Genomic DNA, 17098 nt, shown 5'->3' with positions numbered 1-17098 from the left:
GATGTTTTTTTGACACAGATTCCACAAATTTTCACAAATTGAATACTCTGTTATATTGAAAATCTGTGCTAATCTGTGGAATCTGTGTCAGTTTTTTTTTGTTAGGTATGATTACGGACAAGCTTATTTAATTTTGTTTCTATTTCTCCTTGGTGGGCTTTTAAGGATTTAAAGTTTAGCTTTATTTTTAGCAGCTTTTTTTTCGTACGTTTTGCCTAAGCTTAAATGCACATTACTGCTACTGGGATATGCCGTTTCTGCCATTTGAAAAAAAGTAAGGGCACTATCGAGTTGGTCTCTTTCTAGACAATAATTTCCCATCCAATCTAAGAAACTTTCTGTTGGAAGAAAAGTAAAACCAGTTTGTTTCGAAAGTTTTGCATATTGCTTTTCTACAAGTGATGGGTCATGTACCGCTTCTTTTACTTGTACCAAATGGTCTTTGAAAATAAATCGTAGACCATCATATTCTGCTGGAATGGGTACGGTTCCATGGTCTTCATTTTCATAATATTTAAAAGCCCAACGAATATTTTTTGGTTGTTTAGAAACTAATAATTTTTCGAACTTTCTAATTCCCCTTGCCATATCGGTAGTGGTGTCTTGCAGAATGTTTGTTTTATTAGCCATAGCCACATAAATACTGCGATTCTCAAAATCTTTTTTATTGAAGATGGAATCGGCTTTCTTAATCATTATTTCATTATCCCACCAAAGACTTGGATCTATAATGTTGTAGGCATTAAATAATTGAGTATGATTAAGTAAAATATTCACGGCAGTTAACCCACCAAAAGAATGCCCATTCAATACATTATAACCAGATGTTCTGTAATGAGAATCGATATAGGGACGCAATTCGGATTCTAAAAAGGATATAAAATTTTTATTGCCACCACTTTGCGGAAAAGAGTTTTTGCTTTTGTCATAAAAAGCTGGTTCATTGGCTGCTGTTGGGGTTAAATCTCTAGTTCGATTGGTATTGGTAATGCCTATCACAATCATTTGTGGAGTCATAGCATAAGGTCCTCTTGCTAAAGATTGCTGTAGTCCCGTAAAAGAATGAAAATTGTTTTCGGCATCCAATAAATAAACGACAGGATATTTTGCAGGAGCAAATTTTGTATTGTTGTAGTCGGGCGGAAGATAAACCCAAAAAGAGCGTTCTTCATTCAACACTTTCGAGTAAATATGGTGTTTAGTGCCAATGGTTATACTGTCCTGTGAAAAAGAAGGGGTTAAATAAAATAGGACAAATAGAAGGAGGAATGTTTTTTTCATTTTAATTAATTATATTATTACGTCCGGATCAAATTGCAAAATAGGTAACAGATAGAAACAGACGAATTAGTCCCGTCAATAAGGTAATTGTCTTTCTGATTCTACCCTCCTAAAAACCAATGTGAATGTTTCTGATACCATAATCAATTTCAAGACTTGATACATTTTATGCGGTTTATTTTAAAACATTTGCTTAATGCAAAACGGTCAAAAAAAAACCAAGTTATCAACCTTATTAAGAGTTGACAACTCGGTTACTAACTAACTAAAAAGTTTAAAATTTGAAGGTAAGATTGGCTACCAATTGTCTTGTTGGCATCATGTTTGCCCAATAATCGGCTGACCAATATTCTGTATTAGTAATATTGTTTAGTTTTAAACCCAATCTAATTTTTTGTTTTTCGTAAAACACTGTCGCATCCATTACGGTATATCCGTTTGCAGTAAACGAATTGGCATCATTCAGGAAGCTGTCACTTTGTGTGTTTCCTCCAAAACCAAAACCAATTCCTTTGGCTTTTCCGTCTAATATTTTATAGCTCATCCAAAGATTGGCTACATTGGCTGGAGTAGAATAAGGTCTTTTGCCTTGAGTCGTTGCATTTGCTTTGGTATATTCGCTGTCATTGTACCCATATCCTACTATAATATGGAATCCTCTAAATGGATTTGCAATCAAATCAGCTTCAAAACCTTTACTTCTTTGTGTGGCATCTTGAATAGAATACATATTGTTTGTTGGATCGGTACGCAATTTGTCTTTTACTTCAATGTCATAATAACTCAAAGTCCCGTTCAGTTTTCCGCCTAACAATTCTACTTTTACACCCCCTTCTAACTGATTGGCTTGTTCAGGTTTAAATTCGGTTACTTCAGCCGGATTAGCTGCAGTAGTGCCTGGAGCAACATTTGAGAAACTGTTCATGTAATTTCCGAAAATCGAAACTTTATCTTTTACAACTTGATAAATTAAACCGAATTTCGGCGAAACTGCATTTTGATTGTAATTGGCAATTTTATTTTCGTAGTGATCAAATCGAACACTTGCCATTCCAATTAATTTATTGGTAAAATTTACGACATCCGATGCGTAGGCACTAGTTGTTCTTAAATCTCTATTGTTGGTTACCGTTGGCGCAGGCATTGCAGCAATTAATGATTTGTATTTTTCCATATTGATGAATGGTGTTGTCCCGTTAATTGTTACAACATCATAGGAGTTAATTAACCATCTGTTGTCATTAGTACTGATGTAAGTATAATCAAGCCCTAGCAATAATCGGTGTTTAATACTTCCTGTTTTAAAATTACCAATGAAATTTTGCTGGAGTTGAGTTGTTTTGAAAACACTATTAATGTTGTATAGTCTTCTTTGTAAATTTGCATCGGTATTGATTAGTAAAAACAAATAGTTGGCTTTGTTGTCTGTAAAAGCATTAGAGAAATTAGTTTGCGACACCCATTGATCTGATAATTGGTAAGTAGCTCTTGCGTAAACATTAGTATTTTTAGCCTCAGATTGTAAATCATCTGTTGAATATGATTTTTTGAAATCAAAATTCAAATCATTAAGACTTTTGGCCGCTGTTGGGCCAGGGTTTCCTAAACCGATAGAAATCGAGTTACGGCTTCCCTTATATAATTCTAAATCGAAGTCTAACGTTAATTTGTCGCTTACTTTATAGGTAAACGAAGGGGCAACTACAAAGGTGCTGCTTTTTCCATAATCTTGCCAGGTTTTTTGATTGTCTAAAGCTGCATTTACTCTAAAAAGTATTGTTTTATCTTCGTTAAGAGGAGTATTGTAATCAATAGTAGTACGGCTTAGAGCCCAACTGCCAGTAGAATAGCTCACTTCTCCTTTGGTGGTTTCGAATGGTTTTTTTGTCACTCTGTTAATAAGGCCTCCGTAAGTAGTCAATGCAGAACCAAACAACGTCCCAGATGGTCCTTTGATTACTTCGATACTTTCTAAGTTTACAGGGTCACTCATCGTTACCCAGTTAGTGTTCATTCCGTTACGAATAGATCCTGCTGCTGATGAACCACTAAAACCACGCATTCTTAAACTTAAGCCAACACCTCCAGAACCCACACTTTGAGTTACGTTGTTTAAACCAGGAGCCGAGTTTAAGGCACTTCTAAAATCAACAACTATTTGTTCCTGCAACAGCTCTTTGGGTACAACAGTGTATACTTGTGGGTTTTCAAGATTACTAATAGGCAGTCTTGAAACATATTCGCTTTTCTTTTCAGCAAATTTCTTAGCTGCCGAAACGACTACAACTTCATTTAATTGTTTTAATGAAGATTGTAATTGTACAGCAACTTCTGTCGTTTTATTTTGCGATACTATAACTTGTTTTTTTATAGGTTCATATCCGTTTAGTTCTATCTGTAATTCGTAAGTGCCTGTGGGTACAGCATTGAATATAAAAGAACCATCCTCTTTTGTAATTGTTGATTTATTGAGTAACGAAATCAAAACGGTTACCGAGCTACCAGCCTGATCGTCGGATGTCGTTACAATACCTTTTATTGTTCCTTGAGTTTGCTGTGCAAAAGCATTTGTAGCAATTAAAATGTAAAATATAAAAGCCATTTTCATGGTTAAAGTAAAAATATTTTTTACTTTTTGAGAATTGAAAGTCATGTTATTCTTATTTAGATTGATTAAAAATTACTATTTTTACGCAAAAGTACCAGTATTTTAAAGCGATGTACCAACGCAATCGGTATTAAAATAAACGCCAAAAGGATTTTATGAGAACAGTAATGAAAAGCAAGGTTTTTAAGAACAATCTTGTAGTTGTGGATGATCCGATTCAGTTTAATAAGGAATGTTTGTTTGAAGAAAAAACAGATTGTGATTACAAAGGAATTAAAGGTATTGTTACCGATTATGCACTGAATGGGATTCATTTAGTTCTTAGAGATTTGACTATCGAACAGGATTCTTATTCAATTGAAGTTGAACACGATTTTTCGTTTATAAAAATGCATTTTGAGATTGAAGGGGATAATGAATATTGTCCTGATGACCCGAATGAAATAGGAATTTATATTCCGCAAGGCCATTACAATTTGTTTTACTTGCCAATTATAAAAGGAACTTTAAACTATCGTACCCAAAGAAGGAAAACGTTGGAAATTACTTTTACAGAAAATTATTTGCAACAATTATTTCATCATAATTTTGCAATTGCGATTCCTCAATTGTCTGAAGCAATTGACGGTAAAAAAGCCTATAAAATGTGGGATACTAGCAAAGTTATTTCCCCAAAATTGTATGAGATAATCGAAGATATTAAGTGCTGTAATTATTCGGGTGTTATAAAAAAAGCTTTTTTAGAATCTAAAGTTGTAGAAATGCTTTCGTACTTATTCGCTATCATTAATGAAGAAAAGAATCTTCAGTTGCATACGAATTTGAGTAGTTATGATTATTCTAAAATTTTAGAAGCAGAGCATATTTTAAGAACACAATTTAAAGAAAAGCATAGTCTTGCAAGCATTGCTGGACAGATAGGTTTGAACACTTTTAAGCTAAAAAAGTATTTCAAAATGGTGTTCAATACCACTGTTTTCAATTGTTTAACTCAAGTTCGAATGGATTATGCTAAACAATTGATAGTAGAAAAAGATTGTTCTATTAGTACCGTTTCGGAAGAGTTGGGTTATAAAAACCCCCAACATTTTACAGTGGCTTTCAAAAAGACTTTTGGGTATTTACCTAGTAAGTTGAAAAAGGAGAGTTGAGGTTTTTCAGTATTCAGTCTCGGTTTTCAGTCTCAGTATTCAGTCTCAGTATTCAGTCTCAGTTTTCAGTCTCGGTATTCAGTCTCGGTATTCAGTCTCGGTATTCAGTCGCAGTTTTCAGTCGCAGTTTTCAGTCTCGGTATTCAGTCTCAGTTTTCAGTCTCAGTTTTCAGTCTCAGTTTTCAGTCTCAGTTTTCAGTCTCAGTTTTCAGTCGCAGTATTTTATTTTTAACACGAATAGTTTTGTTTTTGGGAAGATGTATAAAAAAGCTTTTTTGTTTTAAATTTCACGAAAAAAGAATCACAATGTTACCACAAAATGCTGAAAACTGAGACTGAAAACTGAGACTGAATACTGAGTACTGCGACTGAAAACTAAAAACTAGCTTTAAACTTTTTAATTCGGAAGTTTTTAGATTTTACTACTTTTCCATTGTCCGTAATCATGATGCAACTATAATCAGGGTATTTGTCGAGCAAAAGTAGTCCTGCAGTTTTGCCTAATACCATTAAGGAGGTACTCAAGCCGTTTGCAGTCTCCGCATTAGATCCAAAAACCGTCACACTGCATAATCCTGTTACGGGATAACCTGTTGCTGGATTGATAATATGCGAATAACGTTTGCCATCAAAAACAACAAATTTTTCATAGCTTCCAGAGGTGGTTACAGCATCTTGTTGTAATGGAACAACCGCCAAAAGTGTATCAGGATGAAAGGGATTGGTAATACCAATGTTCCAAGCTTTTCCGTTAGGTTGTTTTCCCCAAGTGCTCATATCTCCTGATCCGTTTATAATTCCAGCTTTGATCCCTTTGGCTAACATCATATCCCGGCATTTATCGGTTGCATATCCTTCGCCTAAAGCTCCAAATCCAATTTTCATTCCTTTTTGTTTAAGAAAAATGGTAGATTGAACACTGTCTAAAATTATATTTTTATAGCCCACTTTTTCAACCGATTTTTTGATGGCTTCCGCCGAAGGCATGGCTGTCATTGACCCATCAAACTTCCAGATTCTATCCATTGCCGCAAAGCTGATGTCAAAACCGCCATTCGTTACTTCAGAAAACTGAATCGCTCTTTGAGTCAACTCAAAAACTTCTCTATCCACTTTCACAGGACGAATACCTGCGTTTTGGTTCACTTCGGACACCTGCGAGTCCGATTTCCAGTCGGATATTAAATTTTCGATTCTTGTGATTTCGGCAATAATGGCATCTATGTTTTGTTCTGCTGCCAGCGAATCTTTGGCGACAATAGTAATGTCAAATCGACCTCCCATAAGTAGGGTGGTTCTTTTTCGAAGTGTTTGTCCATTGCTTGTTAAGTTGCAAAGAATTAAAAAAAGAAATAGAAATTGGTGTTTGGTTATCATATTAGAATTTAAAAGTATCAGTGTGTCATTTTGACGAAGGAGAAATGACAAAATAACATAATTCAAGTGATTTTTACATTAATAACAATCCGTAAACACTTGTCCATTGGCTTTATAATCTGCAATGCCCATAACGGTTCTGCTAAGGCAGAGCATATCAAGGACAGATTCTACATCCTTTTGCATAGCAAGTGAACCGCAAATCATTACAACTCCTCCTTGGATCAGTAAATCAGTAAAAAATTCAGCATCTCGTTTGATAAGATCCATCACATGATAATGTTCGGCTTCGCGTGATAAAGCCAAATGAAAACTTTGTAGCTGCTGTCTTTGGATACTAGCTGCTGCGAATTTTTTATATCCTAAAACAGTTTCGGTTGCGTTTCGGAAGCCGCAATACAAATGAATCGATGTCTTTTTCTTATTTTGCTCGATCATTCCAAGAAAAGGAGCGATACCGGTTCCGTTGGAAATTAAGGCTACGTTGGCTGCTTTTTTCGGAAAATGAAAAGTGGCATTCTGGATGATTCGCGCTTTTATAACTGAACCAACTTCAACATTATATAAATAGCCTGAACCTAAACCAGAAGGGTGCAGTTTTACCACTAATTGTATGTTGCCCTTGTGATTTCCTATAGAGTATAGGCGTTCTCTAGTGTCGTTTGCGGGATAAATTGCCAAAAGGTCGCCCGAATTAAACGTGGTTCTCATACTAGCCCGCAGCGTGAGTAAAAAAGTATGTTCTTTATCCGAAATGGCGGTCTTATCCAGTACCATTATTTTTTGCAAGCCTTTTGGAACATGATTGTATAGCGATGGAGTAGCCGAAAGGGGAATTCCTATTTTGGCACTCCATAATTTTACCCAACCTACAAATTCTTCGGCTGATTTATCATTTACGGTTTGTAATTCCAAAAAGCGTTCCGTCCAATTTTGTTTTGTCAATACAACATCAATTTCACGGGCAAAACCACAAAAATCAGGATAGGCTTTCGATCCAAAGCCTACCACCGAAACATTGATTTTTTGCTGTTGTTCGGTTTTGTTAACAAGTGATATAAATTTACTTGCATTATGTGGTGGATCTCCCAATCCGTGGGTTGAGGTAAAAATAATGAGATGTTCAGCTTTTGGAAAAACTACATAATTATTTAATTCCGTGAGATGTGCTTTTTCTCCGTGGGCGAGCAATTGCTTGTGGATAGCATTGGCAAATCTGAGCGAACTTCCATTCTCTGATCCAACCAGTAAAATGAATTTACTTTCTTCGGGTTTGTATTTGTTTTTAATGCGACTTGATCTTCGTTTGAATGTCATTGCAAAACCAGAGTAAATAAAAAAAAGTATGTTTAGACACGCAAACGCCAGTAGTACAGCCCAAATGATACTTGCTCTACCAGTATGCAAATCAAGGCTCAAATTAGTTAGTGCTGTTGTCGTCGGAAAAAGAACTTCGCTTACCACAGCACCTGTAATTTGATTGACTTCTATTTCTCGGTCTTTTAATTTAATGATGTAAAATTCTTCGGGATCATCCGAAAAAGGGAATTCAATTTTTTGAACATCAGCCAGTAGTGTGTTTTTTAAGAAAGATGAATCTGCTCCTTTTTTTGAAATAGGTGTGGTTGCCACAACTTCGGTTTTTTCTTGTGAATCTGTTTTTTCTATGAAAAAGTTAAACCTTTCTAATGATAAATAAGTTCCCGAAAGTGCAATAATCAGAATGGGAATTAAGGCCAATCTACCCAATACTACGTGGTAATATTGAGCAAAATAGTCTTTGATGACTTTAGAAAAGAAATTGCGCAAGCCCCTTTGCCTGTTAAGAACCAACGCAAAACCCGAAATAGAGATGAACACTAATAATAAGGCTATAATGCCAACAAAAAAACGCCCCGTTTCGTGAAGAAATAAAGAACGATGAAACGCTGTAACCCATTGTATAAGTTCACTTTTTTTTAGGGGCGTACCTATTATTTTTGCAGTTCTAGGGTCAATGTAAGCATTGACATCATTGTCTTCTAGGTCAATGGCTTTCAGGGTTACAAACTGATTGTGGTCAACACTTAATTCGGTTATTTCAGGATAGGCTTTGCGTAATATGGGCAAGGATTCTCCTAGGGTTATTTTTTCGAAATTTTCTACTCGGTAGGATGGCGTTTTTTCCTGAATAGCATCTAATGCAAGTAGGATACCTGTTACGGATGCTACTGCTAAAAATGCAGCTGAAAACACTGCCAAAGCCAAGTGTGTGTAACGCCAAAAAGAAAGAGTCATTGCTGTAATTTATTTTAAAAATTATTGGTGTGCTTAAAATTGTTAACACAGATTCCACAAATTTACACAGATTTTTTTTTGTCATTCTAGGCTATAAAACCTATGAAATTTAACTATAATCTGTGATAATCTGTGGAATCAGTCTTTGTACTTTCAATATTTAGATTTTGCTTAATCTTACGTAGCGAATATAACTTTTACCTTCTACTTTGTTAGCAATTCCTTCGGTTGTGAGGGGTATTTCTAAATCGGCTGTGTAATATTTATTGTCTTCAACAGCTGTTTCAAAGCGCAATTTGTAGCCTTTGTTAATTTTAGAATCTTCAATTTCTAAGGTAGTGATGCTACGGTCGCCACCAGTTACCGAAGCTCCTGTTTTTGCACTGATGTCCGTAGGCTTTTTAGAATAAAATTTATGCCATTCTTTCAGGGTTTTGTACCATTTTTTGTCGTCGCCCATTACGTAAAGTGTTTTGTCGTATTCACCTTTGGCATTTACAAGCGAAACCACAATATATGCCCCTTCGCCCATGTAGTTGGACATTTGGAGCATGCATTTGTATTTGCTGGTTTGTGCTGTTGTTTGTAATGAGAGTAGGCAGATGAATGCGCTTGCAAGAGCTATTTTTAGTATTGAATTCATGTATGTAATTATTTTGTAATTATTAGGAAACTGTCGAATGGTAGCTGAGCCTGTAGAATGCATCGACTCGTTAGTTGAGCCTGTCGAAATCATTCCCTCGGTAGCTGAGCCTGTCGAAATCATTCCCTCGGTAGCTGAGCCTGTCGAAGCTATTTTAGGAATTCTATAGATACGTTGTTTTTTGTTAAAGTTTCATTCTCTTTTGCCAAGGCATAAGCACTTTCGTCAAACTCGGTTGTGATTTCTTTTTTTGCCCCAATTGATACTAGGTATTTTAAGATAGTATCATCTTTAGAAATCATGGCTGCTTTGTGCAAAGCGGTTAAACCATCTTTGTTTTTAAGGTTGATATCGATGTTTAAATCGGCTATTTTTTTCAGCAAAGCTAAATCATTTTTGGCTATAGCCAAATGATATAGCGTGTTTCCATCTTTTTGAGGAGTAGCTAAATTTAATCCACTGTCTTGAAGTAATTTTGTTTTTACGGCAAAAGGATCTTGTTTTTGAGGATTTACACCTTCTGCTGGTCGTGCCATTCCCATCATTTGTGGACGGTACGATTCTATTAAATAGAAACCTAAATTATTTCCGTCCTTATTGGTAATTTTAACATCGGCACCTTTGTTCAAAAGAAGTTCTACAGCAGTTGGTGTTCCTGATTTTACTGCCATTGTTAGGGCTGATTCTCCTTTTGCGTTTAGTACATTGCTGTTTTTTACAACAGGTAAAAATTGTTCTAATGCTCCGTTGGTTTCTCTAACCGAAGCAGCAACCATCAATGGAGTATTTCCTTCGTTATCGGCTTTGTTTAGCTCTACTCCTTTGGCTAAAAAGTAGTTAATAATGGCTGTTTGATTGGGTTTGGTTGCAAGGAAATGAAGCACCGTTTGCCCTTCTTTGCTAGTTACAGTTGGTTTTAATTTTAAATCTTCAACCAAGTATTTGTAGGTTTCAAGAGTATTTGGCTCTTTGCGAGTACCTTGTGCGGCAATGATAAGCGCATTGTCAGTGTATTTTACTCCTTTTTCTAATAGCGTTTTTAAGAAAGGTATATTTCCCGTTCTTGCAGCATAATTAAAAGCGGTATTTCCATCGGAATCGACATCTTTTAGTGATAATCCCTTTGTTGCAAAATAATTAGAAATTGTTAAGTTTTTATCGAAAGGTATCGCCATAAGCAGCAGGTTTGTCCCGTCTTTGTATTTTTTCTTAGGATCGACTCCCGCTTTAAAAAAGGCTTCATACACTGCTGTATTGCTTACACCGTTACTTGCCGCAGCTGTAACAGGAAATGTACTGTGACTGTCTTCTAGATTAACATCCGACCCTTTGGCTATAAGGTATTCTACGATTTCTAGATTCCCTTTTCCAGCAGCCCAGTGTAAATAAATACGGTTGTCGTGAGTCGATTTATTCACTTCATTTCCGGGTTGCTCTAATAAAAATTTTATCGTTGCTGCGGGTGCTTCATTATTAATTGCCAAAACAACGGGATCAAAAGCATTTGCGGTCGATGCTGAGGGGCTGTTTCCTTTTGCAATTTCAACTTGAACCGCAGCTACATCTGGGGCTGTTTTCCAAAAAGACTGCTCCAAAAGTGTGTTTTTTTGCTGCGCATTAACCAATAAAGTGGCGACTAGGGCAAAAGAAATAAAAAGATTCTTTTTCATAAAGGATTTTATATAAAGGTTGTATTATGGTCCGTTTAGAGCTTTTTTAAATTTTTAAGGGCTTCTTAATTCAGAATTATTTAGAATAAATAAAAATAGTGCAAATGTAAAAATAAATAAGATAATAGCAATTATTATTAACTTTTAAAGAGATGTTTTTATGATTCAGATTTTTACTATTTGTGAATGAATTTTAATGCTGTTTATTTTAGAATAAAGCTGTTTAGATTTATAATATGCGGAATGGTTTAACTCAAAATCATACTTTTCTTTGAGGCGTTCGTTACTTTGCGGTACTATTTTTTTGTTTCAATCCCGCATAAAGTGAAATGGACGCCAAGAGAATCCAAAAAATATCTACAAAAAACAGCTGAAATTTATTGTGAGTAAAAGAATTCCAAAACCAATTTCCTGTAACTATTCCGTTGGTAATTGGAACCAAAAAACCTAAAATACTACCAGACAATAAGCAGTATTTATTGGTAAAAGCATCGTTCCTTTTCAGAATAAAAAATACGGTCAAGAGCAGCCAACCCACAAAATAAACCGTGTAAATGCCAGATTGATTGAGCGGATAAAATAGTTTACAGGCTATAAAAGTCAAAGCCGTTATGGGGTACATACTTAAACTTATGGCTATATAGATCCGAACCACTCTGCGATTGAAACGTCTTTTGTTTTCAGGCATATTCTTTTTGTCTCTGGCAACCAACCAAATCATAACGCCAGAAATGATCACAAAACAAGTAATTATTCCCATAGCAAAACTAATTAGTTTTAAAGCATAACCGCCGTAATTACCAAAATGGATTCGGTATAGCACGTTTTTTACACCATCCAAATAAGTAGTTTGTGCATAAGGATCTTTTTGCGAAATAATTTTTCTAGTAGCTACTTTGTAAACCAATTTACCTATTCCAGTAAATTTTTGATTATCGGCTAATTGTCCTTCAACGATAAGATGCATATTGGCATCGCCATAATTTTGAATTTCAACTTCGGTAATATCAAAATCGTTCCATTTATTTTTAGCTTCGGCCACCAGTTTGTCAATGTGATAAGGTGGTTTTAGGGTTGTGTTTTTATACTCATAAGGAGTAGTGCTGTATTCTAATTCTTTGTATAATTTATCCTGATCTCCTTTGTACAAAGCGACCACAACGGGTGCTACAATTAGCAATTTAATCATAAAAAAGGCTCCTGTAACCGCATATACAAATTGAAAAGGCAACCCCAAAATACCCAATGAAGTATGCGCATCAGTCCACATGGTTTTGAGTTTTTCTTTGGGTCTAAAGAGATAAAAGTTGGATACTATTTTTTGCCAATGCAATAAAACACCGGTTACTATAGCAAATAAAAAAAATAAAGCCACAAATCCAGATAGATAATACCCAACAGGATAAGGGATTTGAGCTAAAAAATGGAGGCGATACAAGAATTCTCCCAGCGAATAGGATTCATCATAGGTCGCTGTTTTGAAGGTTTTTGTATCTAAATAAAAAAACTGACTTTCCTTGTCTTTTTTAGTAGCCAATTTATCTTTTGATTCTTCGAGAGATACACTGACCCTTCTTTCGGCACTGGATTGCGAAATAGAAACGTTGCGTCCGTGCAAGTTGTGTTTCTTAGCAATGGAGTTTAAAGCGCTGTCAATATTGAGTGAAATTTTTTTCGTACTTGCAAAAGATTCATTTCGTTCCCAACTGCTGATTTCATCTTTGAAAAAAGAGAAAGATCCAGCAAAGAAAATGACAAAAAGTACCACGCTTATTACAATACCGCTAACAGTATGGGTGTGAAAATAGATGTTATAGTTCCTGTTATTCATATGTAGTTAATATTGTTTTTGCTGGAATATGGTATCGCTAGATCTTCATTGGTGTTTATCTCATCGGTTAATATCTGTTTTTGTATTCGATGATTTTCAATTGCGACAAGTTTTGTCATGGCGATTTCATAAAATTAACGTCTAATTATAGGATTGACCTAGAAAAATAGTAAGGGAAAAAGATAAAGTAAGAAGTAGGTAAACAGCCCAGATTTTCCAACCATTTTTTGCCAAAAAAGCAATAACCATCAAGGCTACCCAAAGGATAAAACCCGTAAAAGTCATTGATATAATTATAGTAGCACGGTCAAACCAAGTAGCAAGAGCCAAATGAAAGCTTACCGCAACGAGGTATCCGCCCAGTATTGCAGCTGTTATTTTTAGAAAACGTTGTGGCTTGGATTGGGTTAGATGTTTAGGATTTGCTGGCATATTTTGAGGCTAAAATAATAAAGAGTAGTACATTTCTAAAATCCCCATTATCGTAAAAAGAGCGATAATAGTTTCGGGAGGTATTATTTTTAAAGGTTTTAAGATAACGGTCAAACTGCCAATTGTCATCAATGCTATAAAAAAAAGCAGCGTTCCAGCTCCTAAAGCAGTAGTGTATATCCACGAAAAATAAGCCAGTAGTAATAATGAGAGTCCAATTGTTTTAGTTGGATTTGGTTTATTTTGCATCCATTTTTCAAAACCAAGATTATACGACAGCGGAACTCGTTGGGAGCTGTAATATAAAGTGTAGAATGCTAAAAAAAGAAGGGTACTTGAAATTGTTATCATAATATAGTTTTTATTGAATGTATTTGTTTTGGCTTGATTTAAAAGATTTAAAAACTCCCCACCGAAATGAGGAGTTACAACTAAACAAAACCTAACAACTTACCATGATCTAGAATTTGTAGGCAACAGATAGGCGTAGGTTGGTTCCTGCTTCTGCTTGCCAGTAGTACATTTTTGAATAGCTGTAATATCCTCCAGAATACAAATATTTGTTGAGAATATTATTAACTATAAGATTTACTGATACTTTTTTTATTTGATAAGACAAACCGCCATCTACACGGAAATAATCAGGTAGTGTACCAGTGTTATCTGGCGAAATGTACCAAGGAGCTCTTTTTATCTGATATTGATATCCTAATGAAACACCAAATCCGTTCAGTAATCCATTATCTACTTTGTAGTTTAACCAAGTATTTAGGATATGTCTTGTAGTTCCTGCAATTTGATTTCCAACCATGTTTGGGTCAGTATCTTTTGTTGTTTTTCCTTCTGTAAAAGCATAGTTGGCAACAACATCAAAGTTTTTGAAGATTTCTCCTCTAATGTCAACTTCAAAACCTTTTACCTTTTGTTGACCACTTTCTCTGCTAAATTGTTTAGCTGGTGTAGAATGTTCAGCATCTAAGGTAAGAACATTGTTTGTGGTAATTTGATAGGCAGCAATCGTAGAATTCCATTTTCCGTTCATCCAGTCTCTTTTGAAACCTAACTCTAGGTTCGTTCCAGTTTGAGGACTAAAACTTTTTCCTAGCCAATCGCTTCCGTAATTTTCTGTAAAAGATTCATCTCGTACAAAATAAGCAGTTGTGTTTTTGTTAATAGAATAACTCAATCCAATACGCGGAGTGAATTTTTCATTTTTTGAACTACCAGAATATACATCTCCAGCTTTTAGAATAGTGTATCTTCCTGCCAATGTTAAGCGCAGAGAATTATCAAGGAATCCTAATTCGTCCTGTGCATAAAAACCTTTATAATTATTTTGATATTTTACACCTCTGTCTTTGATGTCTTTACTTCTGTCAAAAGTAGGCGATGCAGGAATACCATGCACTGGATTATAAATATCCAAATCGGGCAAAACAAAAGATTGTGACCAGTCATGATAATAGGTCTTATCACTCATGTCTATTCCTGATAATATTTTATGCGGAACAACTCCTGTTTGAAATTGTCCATTTACATAAGCTTGTCCTACATATATTTTTCCTAAAATATCCCAGTTATTACCAGCTCTTTTAAGGATTGCAGCGTTTGTATCATCAAAACCGCTTGGCCATAATGACATTCCTTCTTGCTTATAATTCAAATAAGAACCTTGGGCAGTAAGTTTCCATTTGTCATTTATTTTGTGTTCTACAATACCCAGAAGATTTCTTTCTAGCATTCTTGTAGGGTCTAATTCTTTCTCTGATGTAGTAAAACTTCTAGATAGCTCTTCGTAACCATTTTTGGCATAAACGTAGTTACTACCAATTGCATTTACTTTAGAAAATTGTTGTGTATATTCTAGCGTTACTGAAGTTTTGTCTGTAACTAAATATTTTAATACAGGTGCAAAAGTATAACGGTCATTAAAGTCAAAATCACGGTAACTATCTTTCTTTTCTCCCATTGCATTGAAACGGTACAAAAGTTTTCCGTTTTTAGTCAATTTACCATCAAAATCAACTGTGCCTCTATACATACCAAAACTACCCAAAGACAAACTTGCCTCTCCTTTGTTTCTTCCACTTGGTTTTTTTGTAACCACATTATAAAAACCACTAGGATTTCCGTTGGCTAGCATAAAACCAGCAGGACCTTTTACAAATTCTATGCGTTCTACCATACTCATGTCTTCCGTCAATGGACCCCAAGAGGTACTCACGTTCATACCATTTCTAAAAGCAGCAACTTGGCTACCTCTCATGGTAATATTAGCATAATTATCCCAATGCTCTACACGTGTAGCCCCACTCACGTTACGGGTAACACCTTCAAGCATATTATTAATTTGTTGGTCTTGAATTAGTTTTCCTGTTACGATTTGAATGTTTTGTGGAATTTCGATAATAGGGGATTGCAATCGAAGGGAAGACGAAACACGGTTGGTTTTGAAAGCACTTTTATTACTTAAAACCACCACTTGATTCAATTCGTTATTCGATAAGGAGAGGTTGATGTTTACCGTTGCTGTTTCGCCAGCTGTTACTGTTACGTTTTGCACTACATCATTATAACCAACTAAAGTTACAACTAGAGTGAAGCTCCCGTCGGCTACGTTTTTAATTGTAAATACACCATTATTATCAGCAATGGTTGTCTTGTTTAATCCTTTTAGAGTCACAGAAACACCCTCTGCAGGTTTGTTGTCACTGGTTTGAACTGTTCCTTTTATGCCTCCTGTATCTTGGGCAAAAGAGGTTGCTGTGAAAAGTATAAATAGAAATGCAAGTATTGAAAAGTAGGGTAAACGTAGATTCAAATATTTCATGTATAATGTTTAAAGATTTTAATGTCGTTGTTGTTATTTAGAATAAATAAGAATAACACAAAAGTAAAGATTAAACTTTGTTTAACTATCCTTATTTAGATTAATTACAAATAAAAATTTTAAAGGAATGATTTTTAATATTTTAAGGCATAAAAAAACCTTGCTGATGATGAGCAAGGTTGCTTTGAAAGGTTTTAAAGTAAGTTTTTTAGTATTTATTATGAGTTTGTTTTTTTGTTTTTAGGCGTATTTTCAGAGTTAGGCGCTGACATTGTAATTCAGTTTTTTTTAAAATATAAAAAAAGTGGATCAATTTTAAAAGTATTTTAAAATTGATCCACTTTTTGAACTGAAAACTGCGACTGAAAACTGACTGAAGAGCTACGTTTTTCATTCAGATTTCTTCATTCCGAATTTTTCGGAACTTGGTTTTCCGAGTTGGATTCCTGAGATTTCGGCTACCAAACTGTCTTTGTTAATTAGAGAATAAGTGATTTTTTGAGGATAATCGTGTTTAGGATTTTCAAAAACCAATTTTTTCTCCGTTTCAGAAGTCAAATTAAAAGAAACAGATTTGTCATCGTTTTGCCCTTTTACAGTGGCGTTATAGAATAATTCTTCTCCATTTTGCTGCAATGTTATGGATTCAAAATGCAAAGTGTCTTTGTCTTTGATAAAAAAGGATTCAGCTTGAAAAGTGCTATCGTTAAGGCGTTTCCAATTCTCAGAAAGGATGCCTCCATCTGTTTTATTCTCCCATTTCCCGAGTAGCCAATTGATTTTTTTTATTTTTTCTTTTTCGTTAGTTTCGGAGTTTTTACAGGAAACAATTGCTAACAAAAGCAGTATGAGAGTTGTTTTTTGAAACATTGGTGTAAATATTTGGTGTTATTTTGAAACGCTAAATTATAAAAAAATAGAATAGTGTCCTTTTTTAGTTTCGGAATCAGAGTAAACGTTTTTATAATTTTTCGCCACTCCCGATAGTTCAATGTCAC

At 35.0% G+C, this 17098-nt stretch carries 12 protein-coding genes; 1 reads left to right on the top strand and 11 read right to left on the bottom strand.

Going from position 1 to position 17098, the window contains the following annotated elements; translation table 11 throughout:
• Positions 1–168: 168 nt before the first annotated feature.
• Together FNW52_RS17110 and FNW52_RS17105 are read right to left on the bottom strand one after the other, a co-directional pair.
• The gene (locus FNW52_RS17110) at positions 169–1281 is read right to left on the bottom strand and encodes an alpha/beta hydrolase (protein ID WP_143378701.1); all 1113 of its coding nucleotides are present in this window, start codon (positions 1279–1281) and stop codon (positions 169–171) included.
• A 274-nt stretch (positions 1282–1555) separates the two neighbouring features.
• A complete protein-coding gene (locus FNW52_RS17105) occupies positions 1556–3934 on the bottom strand; it encodes a TonB-dependent receptor (RefSeq protein ID WP_143378700.1) in 2379 nt (792 codons plus the stop codon).
• 110 nt (positions 3935–4044) lie between these two features.
• Between FNW52_RS17105 and FNW52_RS17100 the strand changes: the two genes are divergently transcribed.
• Complete coding sequence (locus FNW52_RS17100; protein WP_143378699.1) at positions 4045–5040, top strand: AraC family transcriptional regulator; 996 nt, start codon at positions 4045–4047, stop codon at positions 5038–5040.
• Positions 5041–5415: 375 nt separating this feature from the next.
• On the opposite strand, the gene FNW52_RS17095 is transcribed toward FNW52_RS17100, so the two are convergent.
• The 9 genes from FNW52_RS17095 to FNW52_RS17055 form a co-directional block, all read right to left on the bottom strand.
• The gene (locus FNW52_RS17095; RefSeq protein ID WP_143378698.1) at positions 5416–6417 is read right to left on the bottom strand and encodes an FAD:protein FMN transferase; all 1002 of its coding nucleotides are present in this window, start codon (positions 6415–6417) and stop codon (positions 5416–5418) included.
• A gap of 78 nt (positions 6418–6495) precedes the next feature.
• Positions 6496–8694 carry a PepSY domain-containing protein gene (locus FNW52_RS17090; RefSeq protein WP_143378697.1) on the bottom strand — a complete coding sequence of 733 codons (2199 nt, stop codon included), beginning with the start codon at positions 8692–8694 and terminating at the stop codon, positions 6496–6498.
• A 160-nt stretch (positions 8695–8854) separates the two neighbouring features.
• Complete coding sequence (locus FNW52_RS17085) at positions 8855–9337, bottom strand: DUF2271 domain-containing protein (RefSeq protein WP_143378696.1); 483 nt, start codon at positions 9335–9337, stop codon at positions 8855–8857.
• A 149-nt stretch (positions 9338–9486) separates the two neighbouring features.
• Positions 9487–11007, bottom strand: coding sequence for an ankyrin repeat domain-containing protein (locus tag FNW52_RS17080; RefSeq protein WP_143378695.1), 1521 nt, complete (start codon positions 11005–11007; stop codon positions 9487–9489).
• A gap of 283 nt (positions 11008–11290) precedes the next feature.
• Complete coding sequence (locus FNW52_RS17075; protein ID WP_143378694.1) at positions 11291–12838, bottom strand: PepSY domain-containing protein; 1548 nt, start codon at positions 12836–12838, stop codon at positions 11291–11293.
• Between the two features lie 141 nt (positions 12839–12979).
• A complete protein-coding gene (locus tag FNW52_RS17070; protein WP_143378693.1) occupies positions 12980–13270 on the bottom strand; it encodes a hypothetical protein in 291 nt (96 codons plus the stop codon).
• A gap of 9 nt (positions 13271–13279) precedes the next feature.
• Complete coding sequence (locus FNW52_RS17065; RefSeq protein WP_143378692.1) at positions 13280–13621, bottom strand: hypothetical protein; 342 nt, start codon at positions 13619–13621, stop codon at positions 13280–13282.
• A gap of 109 nt (positions 13622–13730) precedes the next feature.
• Positions 13731–16100 (bottom strand): TonB-dependent siderophore receptor, encoded by a 2370-nt coding sequence (locus FNW52_RS17060; protein ID WP_143378691.1) that lies wholly within the window; start codon positions 16098–16100, stop codon positions 13731–13733.
• A gap of 390 nt (positions 16101–16490) precedes the next feature.
• Positions 16491–16970: a DUF6265 family protein gene (locus tag FNW52_RS17055; RefSeq protein ID WP_143378690.1), complete on the bottom strand. Its 480-nt coding sequence runs from the start codon at positions 16968–16970 to the stop codon at positions 16491–16493.
• Between the last annotated feature and the right edge of the window lie 128 nt (positions 16971–17098).

The organism is Flavobacterium sp. ZT3R18 (assembly GCF_007097385.1).
In the GTDB taxonomy this organism is placed as follows: domain Bacteria; phylum Bacteroidota; class Bacteroidia; order Flavobacteriales; family Flavobacteriaceae; genus Flavobacterium.
Note: the sequence above shows the minus strand (reverse complement) of the source record. Positions and strands in the feature narration are given on the sequence as shown.

What these genes read in the sequence shown, in the direction of transcription:
- FNW52_RS17110 (WP_143378701.1), bottom strand. Translation starts at nt 1,281, where the DNA reads ATGAAAAAAACATTCCTCCTTCTATTTGTCCTATTTTATTTAACCCCT.
- FNW52_RS17105 (WP_143378700.1), bottom strand. Translation starts at nt 3,934, where the DNA reads ATGACTTTCAATTCTCAAAAAGTAAAAAATATTTTTACTTTAACCATG.
- FNW52_RS17100 (WP_143378699.1), top strand. Translation starts at nt 4,045, where the DNA reads ATGAGAACAGTAATGAAAAGCAAGGTTTTTAAGAACAATCTTGTAGTT.
- FNW52_RS17095 (WP_143378698.1), bottom strand. Translation starts at nt 6,417, where the DNA reads ATGATAACCAAACACCAATTTCTATTTCTTTTTTTAATTCTTTGCAAC.
- FNW52_RS17090 (WP_143378697.1), bottom strand. Translation starts at nt 8,694, where the DNA reads ATGACTCTTTCTTTTTGGCGTTACACACACTTGGCTTTGGCAGTGTTT.
- FNW52_RS17085 (WP_143378696.1), bottom strand. Translation starts at nt 9,337, where the DNA reads ATGAATTCAATACTAAAAATAGCTCTTGCAAGCGCATTCATCTGCCTA.
- FNW52_RS17080 (WP_143378695.1), bottom strand. Translation starts at nt 11,007, where the DNA reads ATGAAAAAGAATCTTTTTATTTCTTTTGCCCTAGTCGCCACTTTATTG.
- FNW52_RS17075 (WP_143378694.1), bottom strand. Translation starts at nt 12,838, where the DNA reads ATGAATAACAGGAACTATAACATCTATTTTCACACCCATACTGTTAGC.
- FNW52_RS17070 (WP_143378693.1), bottom strand. Translation starts at nt 13,270, where the DNA reads ATGCCAGCAAATCCTAAACATCTAACCCAATCCAAGCCACAACGTTTT.
- FNW52_RS17065 (WP_143378692.1), bottom strand. Translation starts at nt 13,621, where the DNA reads ATGATAACAATTTCAAGTACCCTTCTTTTTTTAGCATTCTACACTTTA.
- FNW52_RS17060 (WP_143378691.1), bottom strand. Translation starts at nt 16,100, where the DNA reads ATGAAATATTTGAATCTACGTTTACCCTACTTTTCAATACTTGCATTT.
- FNW52_RS17055 (WP_143378690.1), bottom strand. Translation starts at nt 16,970, where the DNA reads ATGTTTCAAAAAACAACTCTCATACTGCTTTTGTTAGCAATTGTTTCC.